Below are 18,470 nucleotides of genomic sequence, written 5' to 3'. Positions count from 1 at the left end.
CGTTTCATGTCCTTGATCGGTGTGTTTCACTCTGAGGTCATCGTCAGTTCGGCGACGAGGTCATAGGCGTCGCTGCGGTAAAGGGCGCGGGATATTTCCATGAGCCGCCCGCTTTCCAGATAGGCCATGCGCTGAACGGACAGCGCCGCCGACCCCGGCGGAACGCCGAGCAGCAGCGTTTCCTCATCCGTGAGATTACGGGCGGAAATGCGCTGAATGGCACGGACTGGACGAATGCCGTTTTTCTCAAGCTCCAGATAAAGCGAGTTCTCGACCATCTGCGGGTCGGGCAGAAGATCACCGGGCAGGCTCGTCACTTCAAGCGCAATCGGCTGGTCATTGGCAAGGCGTAAGCGGGTAAGCCGCGCCACCATGGCGGATTGGGAAAGGCCGAGCGCCATCATCTCGTCGCCGGTCGGATAGAACAAACCCCTGTCCAGCCAGCGCGTGCTTGCGGCCATGCCCCGGCGGCGCATGTCTTCCGTAAACGAGGTAAGCTTGGTCAGTGGCTGCTGCATGCGGGTGATGGGTTTGACGACGAAGGTGCCGGAACCGTGCCTGCGAACCAGAAGGCCGTCGCGCACCAGATCATCCACCGCCTTGCGCACCGTCACGCGGCTCACACAAGCGCTTTCGGCGATGTCGCGCTCGGGCGGCAGGGCGTCGCCATGCTTCAGGCGGCCGGCATTGATGGCGTCTTCAATCGTCTGACGCAGTTTCAGGTAGAGCGGGCCGCCGCCTCCCGATTGCAGGTCATCCAGATTAAGCACTGCCCCGTTCATCCATAACCTCTGTCACAACTAATCTGGCCAATTCTGGCTATACCATACGCGCCATAATCGGCAATACCAAAATAGAACCATTAGCGAATTTGTACGATTAATAGGGGTTTATTCGATGTTTTGCCAAATAATGAGGCCTTACGCCTGAAATTTGCTCATTAACCAAAAAAATTTTCCGGTTGTAGATATTGCTCTAGACGATTGGCATTTTTTTGGTATTGTTTTCGCAGCGGTGATCGGCGGCGCCCTGTTGCGCATCCGCATCGCTGGGAAAAATCGGTCTCCAGTCCTCGGTTGGGCGTGCGAAATCGAATTTAACTTGACCGTCGTGAAAATTAATTTCATCGTGGCAGGCAATTATCGCAGATAACTGAATGGCCAACGTAGAAATGGTCGATTCTGCGAAAATGAATTACGAATGAACAGGGAACAAAGTTCATGAAGGTGGGAATTATCGGACTCGGATTCCGTCTCGGTTATCTGGGCTACGTTTTTCATGAAATCGACAAGGATTTCGAGATCGTCGGTTATGTCGATCCCGCTCCGGCTGGTCTGCCGGGTCTGCAGGAAAAGGGCATTTCGGTCGGCAAGGCGTATGGCAGCCCCGAGGCGCTGATCGCCAACGAAAAATTCGATCTTCTGATGATCGGTTCGCCGAACCATATGCATCTTGAGCATATCCGTCTCGGGCTCGAGGCCGGTTGCACCATCTTCAGTGAAAAGCCGATCGTCGTCAGCATTGAGGAAAGCCTTGAGCTCGCCCGGCTGCTCAACAAGCACGGTCATGAGCGGCTGCTGGTGGGTCTTGTCCTGCGTTATTCGCCGCTCTACCGCGATCTGCGCGCCGCGCAGGCCGAAGGCAAGCTCGGCGATGTTGTTTCCATCGAGGCCTCGGAACATATTCCGCCCTATCATGGTGCGTTCTTCATGCGCGACTGGCGGCGTTATGAGCATTATTCCGGCTCCTTCATGCTGGAAAAATGCTGCCACGATCTCGATCTTTATAATGGCGTCGTCGGTGCGCGGCCGCGATACGTATCGAGTTTCGGCGGACGCAAGAGCTTCACAATTGCCAATGCTCCGCAAAATGACGGCATCAACGACATGGAAGTCTACCACCGCAAGCCGAGCGGCTGGATGGGTTCCGAAAAGGTCTTCGACAGCGACGGCGACATCATCGACTACCAGACGGCGATCGTTGAATATGAAAACGGCGCGTCGCTCGCCTTCCATACCAATCTCAACGTTCCCGACGATTTTCGCCGTTTCTGCGTGATCGGCGCCAAGGGCATGGCGGAGGGCGACTTCGTGCGCGGCTTCCTCAATGTGCATAATGCCCGGACCAACGAAAAGACCGTGGCAAAGACCTATTCGGCGGCAACCACGCTCTCCCAGCATTATGGCGCAGACGAGCAGATGGCAGCGGATGTAATCGCCCATATCGTCAAGGGTGAGCCCCTGCCGGTTTCCGCACTTGATGCGATCGAGGCCGGCATTCTGGCGCTTGCCATGGATGAAGCGCGTCACGGCCGCAAGGTGGTGGACCTCAAGCCGATCTGGGATGAATATGACCTGGCGCTCCATGGGCAGCCAAAATCGCCCGCCGTGAAATCGGCTTAAGGGGGCGCTGCGATGGATGCGAAACGCAGCGCGGTTATCTTCGCCTGGCTTCTTCTTCTGCCGGCGCTCCTATACATCACGGTTATCGTTGCTTATCCGCTCGTCGATACCTTCATCCTGTCGTTTACCGATGCGTCGCTCAGAAAAACGACGAACTGGATAGGCTTCATCAACTACGAGAAAATCTTCAACGCGACTTTTGCCGATGTCATCACGCGGACCTTTGTCTGGACGTTCTTTTCCGTCTCGATAAAGATGATCATCGGCACATTTGGTGCAGTGCTGCTGAATTCGGCCGTTCCCGGAAGGGCGCTGTTTCGCATCCTGACGATGCCGCCATGGATCGTGCCGATGGCTATCGGCATCTTCATGTGGGGCTGGATGTATAACGGTCAGTTCGGCATGATTTCCGGGGTGCTGCAGAACACCGGTCTGGTGAACGGCCCGGTCGCGTTCCTGGCCTATGGTAACACGGCCTTCTGGGCGACGATCATTACCGATGTGTGGATCGGCGTGCCGATGGTGACGCTGTATCTGCTGGCTGCAATCCAGGCCATCCCGCAGGACCTCTACGAGGCGGCCTGGACGGACGGCGCCAGCCGCGCCTATCGCTTCCGCCGCATCACGCTGCCGCTGATGCTGCCCGCCATGATCACCATGTCGATGATCTCGCTGATTTCGACCTTCAATTCCTTCGACATCATCTGGATTTTGACGCAGGGCGGCCCGACCGGCCAGACGACGACGATGATCATCGATACCTATAAAACGGCGATCGGTTCCTACAAATACGGTGAAGGTGCGGCCCGCGCCGTGCTGATCTGCATCTTCCTGTCGATCTTCACCTATTTCTACTTCCGCATCACCAGCCGTATCTCGCAGGAGGCCACCCGATGACCGACAAAAATGCGATGATCAACCGTTACAGGTGGTATGAAATCGTCGGGATCTATTGTGGCGTCGCGGTGTTTTTAACCTTCGTGCTGGCGCCCTTCGTGGAAGGCTTTCTGGTATCTCTGAAACCGCTCAGCCTCCTGTTTTCCTCGCCCTACAAGTTCTGGCCGCAAAACGGGTCCTTCGAGGCCTACCGAACCATGTGGGTCAGTGTTCCCGGCTTTGCTCGCTACGTCTTCAACTCCTTCTTCATCTCGACGATCTCGACGATCATCGTTTTGCTTTTGGTGGTGCCGGCCTCCTATGCTTTTGCCCGCTTCCAGTTTCGTGGGCGAGGACAGCTGTTGGGTGCGTTCCTCGCCATCAACATGTTTTCGGGCGCCGTTCTGTTGATCCCGCTCTACCGGCTGATGCGCAATATGGGCGTGTTGAACACCTATCTGGCGATGATCATTCCCGGTGCCGCGTTCCTGATCCCCACCGCCATCTGGCTGCTACGCACCTACATGCTGCGCATTCCGCGAGAGCTGGAAGAGGCGGCCTATGTGGACGGTGCGAGCTACTTTTACACCTTCCGCCGGGTGATCCTGCCGCTGGCGATGCCGGGCATCGCCGTCGTCTCCATCACCACCTTCATCGGCGCTTACGCCCAGCAGTTCATCTTCGCGCTCACTTTCAATTCCAAGACCGAATATATGCCGCTGCCCATCGGCCTGTTCGCCTATTTCGGTCGTCAGGAAGTCATCTGGAATGAGTTGATGGCGGCCAGCTTCGTCGGCATTGCGCCGGCCATGATCGTGATCTTCTTCATGCAACGATATCTCGTCAGCGGGCTTACCGCCGGCGCGGTGAAATAAACAACAACAGGAACGACCACCAAAACGGGAGACTAATTATGGCACTGAAACATTACGGATTGGCGCTTTGCGCATTCGCATTTGCCGGTTCCACTGCCCTTACGACGGTGACGGCACATGCCGCCGACAAGGAGATCAGCTGGATCTATTGCGGCGACAAGATGGACCCAATCCATGAAAAATACATCAAGGAATGGGAAGGCAAGAATGCCGGCTTCAAGGTTGTTCCTGAGGTCGTTGGCTGGGCGCAGTGCCAGGACAAGGCAACGACGCTCGCCGCCGCCGGCACGCCGGTCGCCATGGCCTATGTCGGTTCGCGCACGCTGAAGCAGTTCGCACAGAACGATCTCATCGTTCCGGTGCCGATGACGGAAGACGAAAAGAAGACCTATTACCCTAACATTGTCGACACAGTAACTTTCGAGGACACGCAGTGGGGTGTGCCGGTCGCTTTCTCGACCAAGGCGCTCTACTGGAACAAGGACCTGTTCAAGCAGGCGGGCCTCGACCCGGAAGTGCCGCCGAAGACCTGGGCCGAAGAAATCGCCTTCGCCAAGCAGATCAAGGAAAAGACCGGCATTGCCGGTTATGGCCTGCCCGCCAAGACCTTCGACAACACCATGCACCAGTTCATGCACTGGGTTTACACCAATAACGGCAAGGTTATCGATGGCGACAAGATCACCGTCGACAGCCCGCAGGTTCTCGCAGCGCTGAAGGCTTACAAGGACATCACGCCCTATTCCGTCGAAGGTCCGACCGCCTATGAGCAGAACGAAATCCGCGCCATCTTCCTCGATGGCAAGGTTGGTATGATTCAGGCCGGTTCGGGTGCTGCCACCCGCCTGCAGGAAACCAAGATCAACTGGGGCATCGCAACGCTGCCGCTCGGCCCTGAAGCCAAGGGTCCCGGCACGCTGCTCATCACCGACAGCCTGGCGATCTTCAAGGGAACCGGCGTGGAAGAAAAGGCGACCGAATTCGCCAAGTTCATCACCTCGCCCGGCCCGCAGGGCGAATATGAGCTGCAGGGCGGCGCTGGCCTCACTCCGCTGCGTCCGTCGCCGAAGGTTGATGAATTCATCGCCAAGGACCCCTTCTGGAAGCCGCTGATCGACGGTATCGCCTATGGTGGTCCCGAGCCGCTCTTCACCGACTACAAGGGCTTCCAGGATACGATGATCGAGATGGTGCAGTCTGTCGTTACCGGCAAGGCGACCCCGGAGGATGCCGCGAAGAAGGCTGCTGCCGCTCTCGAGCAGTATAAATAATCCACAATGCGACGGTTGCGGGCGCAGGTCGCCCGCAACCTCTTAAATTCGCCGCGAGAATGCCAGCCGCTGTGACGGAAGGGGCTTCTCGTGTTTTTCAACGGTTCCGGTAAAGCGCGGTCTTTCTCGCATTGCGGAACGTCTCTGAGCGCAGCCTGATGTCGGCTGGTGACGGGAGAGGCAAGTTTTGGGTCAGCTTTATCTCAACAACGTCCGCAAGAACTATGGACATTTCGAAGTCATCAAGGGCGTTCAGCTCGACATCAGGGATGGCGAGTTCGTCGTTTTTGTCGGCCCTTCGGGATGCGGCAAATCCACATTGCTGCGCATGATCGCCGGCCTTGAGGATATTACCGCCGGCGACGTCGTCATTAACGGCGTGAAGGTCAATGAATTACCGCCGGTCAAACGCGGCATCGCCATGGTCTTCCAGTCCTATGCGCTCTATCCGCATATGACGGTTTTCGAAAACATCGCTTTTCCGCTCCGCGTCGAAAAGATGGAAGAGGCCAAGATCAGGGAGAAGGTCGAGGGGGTTGCCAGGATCCTGCAACTCGACCAGCGCCTGCAGCAGCGTCCCGGCATGTTGTCCGGCGGCCAGCGCCAGCGTGTCGCAATCGGCCGCGCCATCGTTCGCGAACCGAAGATATTCCTGTTCGACGAGCCGCTTTCCAACCTCGATGCGGCGCTTCGCGCCGATATGCGCATCGAACTCACCAATCTTCATCGGACGTTGCAGGCGACGATGATCTATGTCACCCACGACCAGGTGGAAGCCATGACCATGGCCGACCGCATCGTGGTGCTGAATGCCGGTGAAATCGCCCAGGTCGGCGCGCCGCTAGAGCTTTACCACAAGCCGGCGAACCTGTTTGTGGCGGGCTTCATCGGCAATCCGAAAATGAATTTCCTGAAGGTCACCTGCAAATCCGTCAGCGCCGAGGGCGTGACTGTCGAATATGAGGGTCAGACGATCACCGTGCCGGTGGAGCCTCGCGCCGGCCTCGAAGGCAGGCAACTGACGCTTGGCATTCGCCCGGAACATACGGGTCTCGAAACGGCTGACCTCAACGTCAACTTCGCGCCCAGCGTCATCGAGCGGCTTGGCGTGAATACGATCGCTTATGGCATCGCCCCGACGGGTGAGAACTATTGCGCGCTGCTTTCCGGTTCTGCGCCTGTTGTCGTCGATGAACCCATCATCACCGGCATAAAGGTATCGGATTGCCACCTGTTTGATGAAAGTGGCATTGCGCTGGAACGGCGCGTCGACCTTTCAGTCCTCAAGCTTATCCAATAAGGGGCAGGAACCGGGCTATGAAATCTGTTTTCCCGCGCCCGGCTGTTTCTGATGCGATGCATTTCCGGCGGGTTTCCGTCGTCGCTGCCAGACGAAAAAATGACGCCGGGCTTTTGGCCCGGCGTTCGAAGCTTTCCTGCATGCCCGCTCGGTCACGGCATGGGATTGGGCATGTAACCGGTGAAACCGCTGATCTTCCAGCGTCCTTCATGCAGCCGGCAATAATAGAGCGTCTGCCATTTCATGACGTCGAAGCTGCCGTCGGCCTTGCGAAGCCCGCCGTTGAACTTCTTGCGAACCAGCGCGGTTTCGCCTTCCACCTCGATCTCTTCCAGCGTGGTTGTGGTGAAGATGGCGCCTCTCGGGTCTTCGGCAAATTGCTGGGTTTGAAAATCCTTGGCCTGTTTCAGCCACTCGTCGCGATAGGCGGCGAGCGACGGGAAGGACAGGCGCCAATTGTCCGGGTTAGCCTCACGATTGGCGTTGATGCCGAGAAAGCCGTCCTCGACGAAATCATCCGCGACCTGCGACCAGTCGGCGGCGAGGAACGCATCGATGTCCCGCGTCACCAGCATTTCCCAGATAAAATGGCGGGCGGTGTCTGTTTCAGCAAAGGGGTTTTTGAATGGATCGCGCATGGTTGTGGTCCGTTGTTGAAATTATTTTCAGGATTTGGAGATTTCTCTGGCGGAGATTGTTGGCATATGCTCATCTCGCAATCAACAAAGAAAATAATTTTCAAATCAGGGATGTGCGGCGTGTCGTCATCGGGACGAAAGATGGGCGATTCATGGGTATGTACGGTTGACGGGCGTCTTGGATTAGGATGCATCGGTAACGGGGCCAAGCCTTAAGTTTTGGCGGAACGGAGACCGGTGAACATGGATATTTTCGCAAGAATACAGGAAGACAGGGGGCAGTTCTCGCAATCGGAACGGCGGATCGCCGATATTCTGGTTTCGGACTTCGAATTCGCCGTCAATGCCTCGATCATCGAGCTTGCGGCCCGTGCCGAGGTTTCTCCGCCGACGGTGACGCGTTTCTGCCGTCGTGTGGGTTGTCTGAGCTTTTCGGATTTCAAGGTCAGTCTCGCCAAGACCGCTTATGTGGGCATTCGTTATCTCACCTCGGAACCATCAAGCACCGGCCCGTCGGATGTCGCGGAAGAGGTGCTTGCCAAGGCGCAGGAAGCGCTTTTCCTGCTGCACAAGACGCTCGACCCCGCCCTCGCCGAAAAAGCGGCGATCAAGATCGCCAATGGCGGCATGATCTATGCTTTTGGTGCCGGCGGCAATTCCTCGATGATCGCCTCGGAAATCCAGAATCGGCTGTTCCGCCTTGGCCTGCGTGTCTCCACCAGTGCCGATCACAGCATGCAACTGATGATGACGGCCGCCGCACGCAAGGAAGACGTGATCATCGGTTCGTCCTTTTCCGGTCGCAATATGGAACTGGTGAAGTGTTTCAGGCTGGCGCGGGACATGGGGGTGACCACTATCGCGCTGACCCAGAGTGACACGCCGCTTGCCGTGGCTGCGGATATCGTTGTGGCCGTCAACGTGCCCGAAGGAAACAACATCTTCCGTCCGACCTCATCGCGTTACGCCTATCTGGCGGCCGTCGATATTCTGGCGACACTTGCTGCTTATCACCATCGGCAAAGGTCGATGGTGACATTGCGTCACATCAAGCAACAGCTCGTGGAACATCGCGATTCGGATGACAGGCAATTGCTCGGTGACTGAGGGCGGCTGACGAAAAACATGGGCTGCATTGCCTGAAATCCCGCCCTTTGGCGGGTCGGAAAGCTTCAAGGGAGTGGTAGGAGATGAAGGACAGGAAAGACCAGCTCGCCGTCGTTACCGGCGCGGCAGGTGACATTGGTCGGGCGATTGCGGCGGCACTTTCTGAAAGCCATGCGAAGGTGGTGCTCGTCGATATCGATGCCGACGCCCTTTCCAAGGCGCTTTCCCTGCTTTCCGGTCCCGGCTTCGTTGCGAAGACCTGTGACGTCACCGATCCGCAGGACCTTGCGCGGCTGGCCGCCGAGGTTGCGGAACTGGGTGATGTCGCGACCCTCGTCAACAATGCGGGTGCTGCAAGGGCCGTGAGCCTGCATGACACGACCGCCGACATATGGCGCAAGGACAATGCCCTCAATCTGGAAGCGCCGTTTCTCTGCTTCAGGGCTTTCGAGGAAGCGCTGAAGCAGACACAGGGGTCGGTGGTCAACATAACCTCGGTCAACGGCATGGCGGTGTTCGGCCATCCGGCCTATAGCGCGGCCAAGGCCGGGCTGATCCATCTGACGAAGCTGATCGCCGTCGAATACGGCAAATTCGGCATTCGCGCTAACGCCGTGGCACCCGGAACCGTGCGCACCCAGGCATGGGAAGCACGGGCAGCCAGCAATCCGCAGGTCTTTGAGGAGGCGAAGCACTGGTATCCGCTGCAGCGGATCGTACGGCCCGAAGATGTGGCCAGCGCGGTTGCCTTTCTGGCCGGTCCACAGGCACAGGCCATCAGCGGCGTGTGCCTGCCGGTCGATTGCGGGCTTACGGCGGGGCAGGCGCCGCTGGCCCGGACTTTTTCGCAATCCGAACACTACTGATCGAAGCCCTTTCACGGGCTCAATACGCAATGAAGGGGAGCATCATGGCGCTCGCAAATTATCGTCTTGAAAATTCATGGCATCCGCTTGCAGAGTCCGCATCCGGCGGCTTTACGTTCACGCTGGTCAATCTTTCCCGCGAACCGCTGAAGGATTTTCGTATCGTCTACACCTCGCTGACGCGGACGGTGGACAAGCCGGTTTGCGGCAATGCCGTTTATCTGCGCCGCAATGCCAATTTCCATGAGTTTGCGCCGCCAGCCGGTTTCGTCCTCGAAGCGGGGAAATCCTGGCGCTTCACCGTCGATGGCCTCCTGAGGCCTGCGCGGCATCGCACCGACGGGGCGAAATCCGCCTATGTCAGCCTTGCCGATGGTACACATCGCGCCGTCGATGTCGGCGATCTGATGCTGGATGGGCGTCATAGCGAGCCAGCGCCGGTGCTGCTTCCGGAAGGCGAGCTCGACCTGCCTTTCGCCATTCAGCCATGGCCCGCTGAAATCAATGTCGAGCCGGGCGAGGGGTTTCCTGTCGCGCTTTTCCCGACGGAAGACGCAAGCACGGAAGAGGTTCTTGCGGTGGAAACCGTGCTTTCCCTGTTCCGCAGGCTTTTTGCCGTGGGGCACGTGCCTTTCAGCCTTGCGCCGGTTCATGAGGGAAAGCCGCTTCGTTTCAAGCAGCATAGCGGGCTTGAAGCAGAAGGTTATCGCATCACCTTTTCCGAAGATGCGGTGATTGTGGAATATTCGGCCGCTTCCGGTCTGCAATATGGCCTGACGGTTCTGGCGCAATTGCTGCATGGCGCACGCATCGATCCCAAATTCCGGTTCCCGGCGTCCGGCAGCATCAGTGATGCGCCGCGTTACAGCTGGCGCGGCTGCCATCTGGATGTCTCGCGGCAATTTTATCCGACCGGCGATGTCGTGCGGCTTATCGATATTCTCGCATGGCTGCGCATGAACCGGTTCCATTGGCACCTGACGGATGACGAGGCATGGCGTCTCGAAATCAAGGCCTATCCGCTGCTGACCACTGTCGGCGCAACACGTGGTCCGGATGCGCCGCTTCTGCCGCAGCTTGGCAATGGAGCACAGCCTGTTTCGGGCTATTACACGCAGGACGACGTGCGCAGGGTCGTTGCCCATGCGGCCGCGTTGAATGTCGAAATCGTGCCGGAGGTTGATATTCCCGGCCACAGCACGGCGGCTCTTGTCGCCTATCCGGAATTGACGGATGGGCAGGAAGCGCCCGACAGCTATCGCTCGGTGCAGGGATATCCGAACAATGCGCTCAACCCGGCCATCGAGCCGACCTATGACTTCCTCGGCAAGATATTCGACGAGATGGTGGAGCTGTTCCCGTCGCGGCTGATCCATATTGGCGGCGATGAGGTTGCGGATGGTTCATGGCTGGCCTCGCCGCTTGCCAAGGCATTGATGGAAAAGGAGGGGCTGGATGGCACCTTCGGCATTCAATCCTATTTCATGAAGCGCATTCAGGGGATGCTGCATGAGCGCGGCCGCCAGCTTGCCGGCTGGGACGAGGTTTCCCACGGCGGCGGTGTCGATCCGGCTGGAACATTGCTGATGGCATGGCAGAAGCCGGAAGTCGGTCTTGAGCTTGCACGTCAGGGCTACGATGTGGTGATGACGCCGGGTCAGGCCTATTATCTCGACATGGTGCAGGATGAAGCTTGGCAGGAGCCGGGTGCGAGCTGGGCCGGCACCGTTCCGCCTTCGCATACCTATGCCTATGAGGCAGTCGGTGAATTTCCGGAGGAATTGAAGGAGCGGATGAAAGGTGTTCAAGCCTGCATCTGGTCCGAACATTTCCTCAATCGCGCCTATTTCAACCATCTGGTTTTCCCGCGGTTGCCGGCTATCGCCGAGGCGGCATGGACGCCGAAAGCGCAGAAGGACTGGCTGCGGTTTTCTGCCATCGTTCCCTTGAGCCCGGTTTATTAAGGGGAGGGCGAGATGCGTATTGCCGTTGGTGGAATTCACACAGAATGCAGCACCTATTCGCCAGTGCTGATGGGTGAGCAGGATTTTCGCGTCTTTCGCGGCGCGGAATTGCTGGAGGCCGAGTATTTCAATTTCCTCGGTGAAGGCGGAGCGCAGATACTGCCGCTTCTGCATGCTCGTGCGGTGCCGGGTGGTCCCGTATCGCGCGGGGCCTATGAGGCGTTCAAAGCGGAATTCCTTGACCGCCTGAAGGCCTCGCTACCGCTGGACGGGCTTTATCTCGCCATGCATGGCGCGATGAATGTCGAAGGCATGGATGATGCGGAAGGTGACTGGATTTCCAGCGCCCGTGCCGTCGTTGGGCCGGATGTGATCATTTCCGCGAGCTACGACTTGCACGGCAACGTCAGCCAGACGATCATCGATCAGCTTGATATATTCGCCGGCTACCGAACTGCGCCGCATATCGACGTGCGCGAGACGATGGTGCGGGCTTGGACGATGCTGCTCAAAGCTCTGAAAACGGGTGAAAAGCCCGGTGTGGCTTGGGCGAAAATTCCCGTTCTCCTGCCCGGTGAAAAGACGTCCACCGAAGATGAGCCAGCCAAGAGCCTTTATGAGGTTCTGCCGGGCTATGACACCCGGCCCGGCATTTGGGATGCGAATTTTATGATCGGTTACGTCTGGGCCGATGAGTCACGGGCGACGGCCTGCGCGGTGGTGACGGGATCGGACAGAGAGGCGGCACAGGCGGTCGCAGCTGAAATCGCGCAATCTTACTGGGATGCCCGGCAGGATTTTCGTTTCGGTCCCGTGACCGAGCCGCTTGAGGCCATTCTGGATATTGCGGAAAAGACTGCTACCGGCCCGATCATTCTCGCTGACTCAGGCGATAATCCAACTGGTGGCGGGGTCGGCGATCGTGCTGATGTTCTGGCGGCACTGATTGCGCGTAACTGGCAGGGTGCTCTCTTAGGCGGCATAACCGACCGACCGGCGGTCGAAGCCTGCTTTGCGGCTGGCGAGGGGGCGGCTCTTTCCCTCAAGATTGGCGGCAGCCTCGATCCGCAAAGCCCGTCGGTCACTGTCGAAGCCAAGATCCTGAAATTGGACGGTTCCGGCGCTGCGGATCAGCGGCAGGCGGTGGTCGCCATCGGTGGTATCACCGTCATTCTGGCGGCCCGGCGCAGGCCCTATCACATGATTTCCGATTTCACCCGTCTCGGCTTTGATCCGAAGGCGGTGAAGTTGCTGGTCGTCAAGTCAGGTTATCTTTCGCCGGAGCTTGCGCCGATCGCCAATCCCAACCTGATGGCGCTGACGGAGGGAGTTATCAATCAGGATATCGAAAACCTTCCAAATCGTCGCCGGGATGGCGATTTTTACCCATGGAAGCCGCATTTCGACTATATGCCGAAACCCATTCTTTCGGCCCGCTGGCAATGACAGCGGTCCGGTAGCTTTTATCCAGCGATCCGGCGAGGCCGGATCATCTCAGGCGAATATCCATGCCGTCGGCTCTTTCCATCGTCATCAATAATCCGTCGATCCGCATCGGGGCGCTCGCCATCCTGTTTTTCGGATTTTCGAATGCGGCGACCGCACCTTATCAGGCGGTCATCGGCATTCGCGAAATCGGGCTCAGCAACACCGTTTATTCCCTGCTGATGCTTTTTGCTGCCATCATCAATGTCAGCGCCAGCGTGCTGATGGGGATTGTGGCTGACAGGCTGGGCGAATATCGCAAGCCCATGCTCTATATCGCGCTGTTCGGTGTCAGCGGCTATATGCTGGTTTATCTGGCGGGCAATGCGACGGCCTTTGTGAGCGCGAAGCTCATTCTCCTGCCGATTTTCGGGGCGATGAACTCGCTGATCTTCGCGCATGTGCGCGCCGATGCCCGCAATCTTTCGACGGGCGACATGATTGCCGTGAACTCGATCATGCGGGCGACAATCTCGCTGTCATGGGTGCTGGTGCCGGGTATCGTCGGCATTTTTCTCATCAGTTCCGGCAATATGCTGACGGCCTTCCTGTTTTCCGGCCTTTGCGCACTCGTCTGTTTTCTGCTCGTGGCCTTCTGCCTGCCTCGGGCCGCCACGCCGGCGGTGGTGAATACGGAAGCGCGTTTTGGTCTGCGTGCCTCGCTTGCGGAAATCGGATCACCGCGGGTATTGCTGCGGATCATCGCCATCGCGCTCATCTGCTCGATGCTGCATCTCAATGATTCCATACGTTCGCTCATCATAACGGGCCAGGCGAAGGGCACGGTGGCGGATATCGGCATCGTGGCGGGCATCGTTGCTGCGCTCGAAATTGTCTTCATTCTCTTGTGGGGCTGGATCGAGAAGAAGGTGCCGCAAACGCTGACCTTGGCGGCGGGAGCGGTGCTTTATGCGGTCTACCTCATTCTGCAGGGGCTTGCGACGGAACCCTGGCATATCTACGCGCAGACTTTCATCAGCGCGTTGGGGGCTGCTGCCATCATCAGCATCCCCATCACCTATCTGCAGGAGTTGATCGCGGACCGGCCGGGGCTTGGAAGCTCGCTGATCGCGGTCAATATCTTCCTCGGTGCCGGTCTGGGTGCACTGATTTTTGCCGTTGGGACAATGGTCTCCACCTATTCGGGCACCTCCATATTGGGGGCGATCGTGGGTCTTGGCGGCGTTTATATGCTCTACACGCTTGATGGGACGGGTCGCCGCAGGTAGAGCCTCGGACCGAAAAGTGTGAGCGGTTTTCGGATGCTCCGGTGCGTAAACAGGGCACGTTCAAATGAAAGAGGTTAGGATGATTCTCGAGATTTGCGTGGACGATGTGGCCGGTCTGGAAGCGGCGGTTCGGGGCGGGGCCGATCGGATCGAGTTATGCGCCGCGCTCTCCGGCGGCGGCGTAACGCCGTCTGCGGGCTTCATGCAACGGGCGGCGTCCTGTGGATTGCCCGTCAGCGTGATGATCAGGCCGCGCGCCGGTGATTTCGTGTTCACGCGCGACGAAGCAGATGTGATGAAACGCGATATCGATGCGGCACGTGCGGCAGGCCTTTCCGGCCTGGTGCTTGGCGCGTCGCTTGGCGATGGCTCGCTTGACATTGCCCTGCTTGAAGAATTGCGCCGTCATGCCGAGGGGCTGGATATGACGCTGCATCGGGCTTTCGATGTCGTTCCGGATATGGATGAAGCGCTGGAGGCGGCCATCGCTCTCGGTTTCCCGAGAATTCTGACTTCCGGCGGCGCCCGTTCGGCGCTTGAAGGGGTAGAGGCGCTGGCGCGTCTATCCGAGAGAGCAGCCGGTCGGATCGTCATCATGCCGGGTGCCGGCGTGCGTCCGCAGAGCGTGCAGGCATTGCTGGATCGCTTTCCGATTACGGAAATCCACGCCTCCTGTTCCGCCGTTCCCTTCTATGATCCGGAAAGCCGGGTGGCGAAGCTAGGTTTCACCGGCGATGGGCGCAAGGGTACAGATGAGGCGGCGGTTCGCGAATTAAAGGCGATGCTTACCGCTCATCATAAAGGCGGCGCAAAGCCCTAGCCGTACCGTCCGCGCCATCGAGATCGAGGCTGATCGTGTCTGGTGCCGGCAGGGCCAATGCCGCCGTGATGGCATCGGCCATGGATTGCGCGGAGATATCTTTCTCCTCCAGAACCTGCGCCAACCCCAACCGTGCCAATCGTTCGGCACGGGCGCTCTGTTCGGTTTCGCCACCGGCTGCAAAGGGGATGAGGAGCGAGCGGCATTTGGCCTGAAGAATATCGCAGACGGTGTTGTAACCGGCCTGTGAAACCGAAAGCCGCGCGCCGGCGAGCAGGCTTGCGAAATCCTTGCGGAAACGGAAGACAGAGACATTGTGCGGCGCCTCAGCCGAAATCGCGTCGAAATCCACCTGGCGCATGTTGGGGCCAGTGACGAGGCACCAGTTCCCGATCCCGTCCAGCAGCGGTGCGGCTTCAAGGGCGGCCCGGACAAGTGCTGCACCGACCGCGCCACCGCCGGCGGATACCACGATATCGAATTTCTCCGCCGGTTGCGGCGGTGGAAGCGGGGCAACAAGGCCGGTATAGACGATGCGCTGGCTGATCTCGCCGGCAAGGGGGAAGGTGTCTTCCAGCCGGGCGAAATTCGGGTCGCCATGCACCAGCACGGCATCGAAATGCTTTTTCACCAGCGACACGGTTTCTTCGTCCCGGCCCGGCTTGGTTTTTTCCTGTAGAATATCGCGCAGCGATGTCATGACCAGCGGGCGCGGTTCGCTGTCCTCGATCTCGTCAAGCAGCGACAGCAATTCGAACCGCACCTGCCTGCGGCCGAAGGGGAAAGCTTCGATGATGACGATATCGGGTTTTGCACCGTGATAGGCACCAATCAGCATATCGGTTCTGAGCTTTCTGAAGGCGTCGTCCACCGGCTTGCCGGAACTATCGACAAGACCGGAAAAGCTGCCGTCGCTGACCGCGATCGGTGGTAGCTCGACATGGCGGATTCCCTCACCCGGAAAGCCCGGGACCGGTGTGCCGCCTGTGACTAGAACGACATCGAAACCATCCGCCTGAAGCGCGTTGGCAATGCGGCTGGCGCGGGCGATATGGCCGATGCCCAGAAGGTGCTGGACATAAAAGAAAACGGAAGGGCGTCTTTCTGGATTGCTCATGGTGTCTTTTCCCACTCGGTCTCGAACAGGGCCTTCAACTCGGCAATACTGGTGCGATGGTCGAAGGCGGTTCGAACACGGTTTTCGGCGGCGTTACCCAGACGCTGGCGCAATTGCGGATCGGTGATCGCGCTGCGCAGGGCCTCTGCGAAGGCGGCCGGATTTTCGGGTTCCGTCAACAAGCCGTTTTCGCCAGAGACGAAAAACTCTGGAATGCCTGAGATATTGGTGGAAATACAGGTCAGCGCCTGGCTGGCGGCCTCGACCAGAACATTGGGAAGACCGTCACGGTCGCCATCGCTGGTGATGCGGCAGGCGAGTGCGAAGAGGTCCGCCTCGCGATAATTCTCCAGCACCTGCTTCTGGTCCATGGCACCGGTCCAGACGATCCTGTCGGCGATGCCAAGCTCGTCGGCGAGTTTCTTCAGTGCGGCCAGTTCGTCGCCGCCGCCAATATGGGTAAAGCGCCAATGGATATGCTGCGGAAGCGAGGCCAGCGCCCGCAACAGAATATCGATGCCCTTTTTTTTGACCGCCCGGCCGACGCTTAAAATCCGGACCGGATCATCGGCGACCGATCCATCTCTTGCCGGACGCGGCGCTTCGAAATGCGGGAAGCGGGTGAGATCTAGCCCATGATAGCTTAAGTGCACATTCTGCTTCGCTCCGGAAAGGTCGCGAAGGTGCTGAAAGCCGCCGGCCGTGCAGGTGACGGCCCAGCGGGCGCTTTGAAGCTTGCCGGATAGGTCGCGGTCGCTCGAAGTCCAGATGTCCTTGGCATGAGCGGAAATCGTCCACGGCGTTCCGGTGATGAGATGCGTATAGGCGGCGACCGAGGCGGGCGTGTGGATGAAGTGGACATGCAGCCACTCGGCATCCACAGGCCATTCATGGGCTAACACGGCGGCCTGACCGAAACGGCGGAAGCGGTTGCGGCTGAGATCATGTGGCAGATCATTGAAGAAACGGCGGAGCGCGCTGGTGAAGCCCGGCTTCTTGCGGCAGGCCCACAGCGCTTTCAGGACGCGCAGCGGCTCCTCATGCAGATATTCCGGCAGGTAGGTGACGGGTGCGCGGATTTCATCATGAACGGGGTGGCGCTTTTTGTCTGTCGGCCGGCGCATGGACATGAGTTCGAGTTTCAGCCCGGCCTTTTCAAGCCCCAGAAGTTCCTGGGCGATGAAAGTCTCGGACAGGCGCGGATAGCCCTTGAGGAGCACCACGATTTTTTTTGTATCGGTCACGTTGCGCGTGTCTCTTTTGAAGCGGTGGTTGTCGGGGAGCCGGTCACGCAGAGAGCGTGATCGGCGCCTTTTCGCCCTCGGGCGGCAGCCATTCGGCGATCCGTTTCGATATGTTTTCCAGACCGTCGAGCTTCAGCTCTCGCGAATTGACGGAGGGTGGCGCGCGGTTGGGCAGGGCTTTGAGAGCTTCCGCCATTTTTGCGGGATTTTCGGCATCTTCCGGCAAAAGCATGTCGAAAAGGCCAAGCTCCGAGGCGCGGCTGGCGCGGATCAGCTGCTCTTCCCGCGGCACGGTGCGCGGCACGACGAGGGCGGGCTTGTCGAAGGACAAGATTTCGCAGACGGTGTTATAGCCGCCCATCGACACGACGGCCTGGGCGCCGGCGACGAGATCTTCCATGCGGTTGTCGAATTCGATGATCTCGATATGGGGAATATCGGCAACGCTGCTCATGAAGCGCTGGCGCTGATCCGCCGGCATATAGGGGCCGAGTACCACCAGCGCCTTGTGGGTCAGTTCAGGATCATGGCGGTAAGCGTTGATGACATCGTCGATCAATTCGCTGCCATCGCCGCCGCCGCCGGTGGTGATGAGGAGATAGTCACCTTCCGGGCGGTGTGCCACGGTTTCGGCCTGCGTTTTGGACCTTTGCAGGAAGCCGACGAAATCCATCTTGTCACGAACGTTTTCGGGAACATCGAGCCCCGTCAGCGGGTCGTGGAAATCCGGCGGGCCATAGACCCAGACGTGGTCATAAAACTGGCCGATCTTGGTCATGACGTTGTTGCGCTTCCACTCCGCTTCGAGCAGTTGCGGCGCATCCATGACGTCACGCAGGCCGATAACGAGCTTGGTTCCCTGTCCCTTGAGGTAGGCGAGCGTTTCTTCCACTTCGCCGCGAAGGCCCATTGGCTCCTTGTCGACGATGAAGATATCGGGCTGGAAGCTTTCGGCGGTGTGATAAATGATGGAACGGCGCATCTTCAGCGTTTCCTGGAGATCGATATGCCTGTCCATCGAGGTGTATTCGCCGTTGCGCAGCTTGATGACGCTCGGGATCTTCACGAAATCGACGCGGGCGCGATAATCGAAGGCGCCGGCAATTGTCGCACCGGAAATGATGAGAACGTTGAGGCCGCGATAATCCTCCACCAGCGCATGGGCAATGGTGCGACACCGTCGCAGATGTCCGAGGCCGAAAGAATCATGGCTGTACATGAGGATACGCGCGTCGTTCAAACGGGAGGTCATGGGCCACACCTCTTTTTGCCTTTC

16 protein-coding genes are annotated in these 18,470 nt (G+C 58.6%); 11 read left to right on the top strand and 5 right to left on the bottom strand.

The window, feature by feature from the left end:
• Positions 1 to 26: 26 nt before the first annotated feature.
• Positions 27 to 782 (bottom strand): GntR family transcriptional regulator, encoded by a 756-nt coding sequence (locus tag FCH38_RS14995; RefSeq protein WP_149900552.1) that lies wholly within the window; start codon positions 780 to 782, stop codon positions 27 to 29.
• Positions 783 to 1,220: 438 nt separating this feature from the next.
• On the opposite strand from FCH38_RS14995, the gene FCH38_RS14990 reads away from it, so the two are divergent.
• From FCH38_RS14990 to FCH38_RS14970, 5 genes are all read left to right on the top strand, one after another.
• Positions 1,221 to 2,402 (top strand): Gfo/Idh/MocA family protein, encoded by a 1,182-nt coding sequence (locus tag FCH38_RS14990; protein ID WP_174374237.1) that lies wholly within the window; start codon positions 1,221 to 1,223, stop codon positions 2,400 to 2,402.
• A 12-nt stretch (positions 2,403 to 2,414) separates the two neighbouring features.
• Positions 2,415 to 3,299 carry a carbohydrate ABC transporter permease gene (locus FCH38_RS14985; protein ID WP_149900555.1) on the top strand — a complete coding sequence of 295 codons (885 nt, stop codon included), beginning with the start codon at positions 2,415 to 2,417 and terminating at the stop codon, positions 3,297 to 3,299.
• Positions 3,296 to 4,153, top strand: coding sequence for a carbohydrate ABC transporter permease (locus FCH38_RS14980; RefSeq protein ID WP_149900556.1), 858 nt, complete (start codon positions 3,296 to 3,298; stop codon positions 4,151 to 4,153). Before FCH38_RS14985 ends, FCH38_RS14980 begins: the two co-directional genes overlap by 4 nt.
• A 38-nt stretch (positions 4,154 to 4,191) precedes the next feature.
• Positions 4,192 to 5,424: an extracellular solute-binding protein gene (locus FCH38_RS14975; RefSeq protein WP_174374236.1), complete on the top strand. Its 1,233-nt coding sequence runs from the start codon at positions 4,192 to 4,194 to the stop codon at positions 5,422 to 5,424.
• Positions 5,425 to 5,611: 187 nt separating this feature from the next.
• Complete coding sequence (locus FCH38_RS14970) at positions 5,612 to 6,724, top strand: ABC transporter ATP-binding protein (protein WP_174374235.1); 1,113 nt, start codon at positions 5,612 to 5,614, stop codon at positions 6,722 to 6,724.
• 152 nt (positions 6,725 to 6,876) lie between these two features.
• Here FCH38_RS14970 and FCH38_RS14965 read toward each other — a convergent pair whose 3' ends face one another.
• Positions 6,877 to 7,362 (bottom strand): hypothetical protein, encoded by a 486-nt coding sequence (locus tag FCH38_RS14965; protein ID WP_153515552.1) that lies wholly within the window; start codon positions 7,360 to 7,362, stop codon positions 6,877 to 6,879.
• Positions 7,363 to 7,605: 243 nt separating this feature from the next.
• Between FCH38_RS14965 and FCH38_RS14960 the strand changes: the two genes are divergently transcribed.
• The 6 genes from FCH38_RS14960 (at position 7,606) to FCH38_RS14935 (ending at position 14,833) form a co-directional block, all read left to right on the top strand.
• Entirely contained in the window at positions 7,606 to 8,469 is an 864-nt protein-coding gene (locus FCH38_RS14960; protein WP_149900560.1) for a MurR/RpiR family transcriptional regulator, read from the top strand.
• Between the two features lie 83 nt (positions 8,470 to 8,552).
• Entirely contained in the window at positions 8,553 to 9,335 is a 783-nt protein-coding gene (locus FCH38_RS14955; protein ID WP_174374234.1) for an SDR family oxidoreductase, read from the top strand.
• A 44-nt stretch (positions 9,336 to 9,379) separates the two neighbouring features.
• On the top strand, positions 9,380 to 11,299 hold the full coding sequence (locus tag FCH38_RS14950; RefSeq protein WP_174374233.1) for a beta-N-acetylhexosaminidase: 1,920 nt from the start codon (positions 9,380 to 9,382) through the stop codon (positions 11,297 to 11,299).
• A 12-nt stretch (positions 11,300 to 11,311) separates the two neighbouring features.
• On the top strand, positions 11,312 to 12,745 hold the full coding sequence (locus FCH38_RS14945) for a M81 family metallopeptidase (RefSeq protein ID WP_174374232.1): 1,434 nt from the start codon (positions 11,312 to 11,314) through the stop codon (positions 12,743 to 12,745).
• A 62-nt stretch (positions 12,746 to 12,807) separates the two neighbouring features.
• A complete protein-coding gene (locus FCH38_RS14940) occupies positions 12,808 to 14,013 on the top strand; it encodes an MFS transporter (protein WP_174374231.1) in 1,206 nt (401 codons plus the stop codon).
• A gap of 79 nt (positions 14,014 to 14,092) precedes the next feature.
• Positions 14,093 to 14,833 (top strand): copper homeostasis protein CutC, encoded by a 741-nt coding sequence (locus tag FCH38_RS14935; RefSeq protein WP_174374230.1) that lies wholly within the window; start codon positions 14,093 to 14,095, stop codon positions 14,831 to 14,833.
• Here FCH38_RS14935 and FCH38_RS14930 read toward each other — a convergent pair.
• The 3 genes from FCH38_RS14930 to FCH38_RS14920 are packed head-to-tail and all read right to left on the bottom strand — an operon-like array spanning position 14,799 to position 18,446.
• Entirely contained in the window at positions 14,799 to 15,950 is a 1,152-nt protein-coding gene (locus FCH38_RS14930) for a glycosyltransferase family protein (protein WP_174374229.1), read from the bottom strand. The two genes, FCH38_RS14935 and FCH38_RS14930, sit on opposite strands and share 35 nt — an antisense overlap.
• A complete protein-coding gene (locus tag FCH38_RS14925; RefSeq protein ID WP_174374228.1) occupies positions 15,947 to 17,194 on the bottom strand; it encodes a glycosyltransferase in 1,248 nt (415 codons plus the stop codon). The genes FCH38_RS14930 and FCH38_RS14925 overlap by 4 nt, the downstream gene beginning before the upstream one ends.
• Before the next feature lie 43 nt (positions 17,195 to 17,237).
• On the bottom strand, positions 17,238 to 18,446 hold the full coding sequence (locus FCH38_RS14920; RefSeq protein WP_174374227.1) for a glycosyltransferase family protein: 1,209 nt from the start codon (positions 18,444 to 18,446) through the stop codon (positions 17,238 to 17,240).
• Positions 18,447 to 18,470 lie beyond the last annotated feature (24 nt).

The sequence above is a fragment of the Agrobacterium tumefaciens genome (assembly GCF_013337285.1).
Classification (GTDB): Bacteria; Pseudomonadota; Alphaproteobacteria; order Rhizobiales; family Rhizobiaceae; genus Agrobacterium; species Agrobacterium burrii.
Note: the sequence above shows the minus strand (reverse complement) of the source record. Positions and strands in the feature narration are given on the sequence as shown.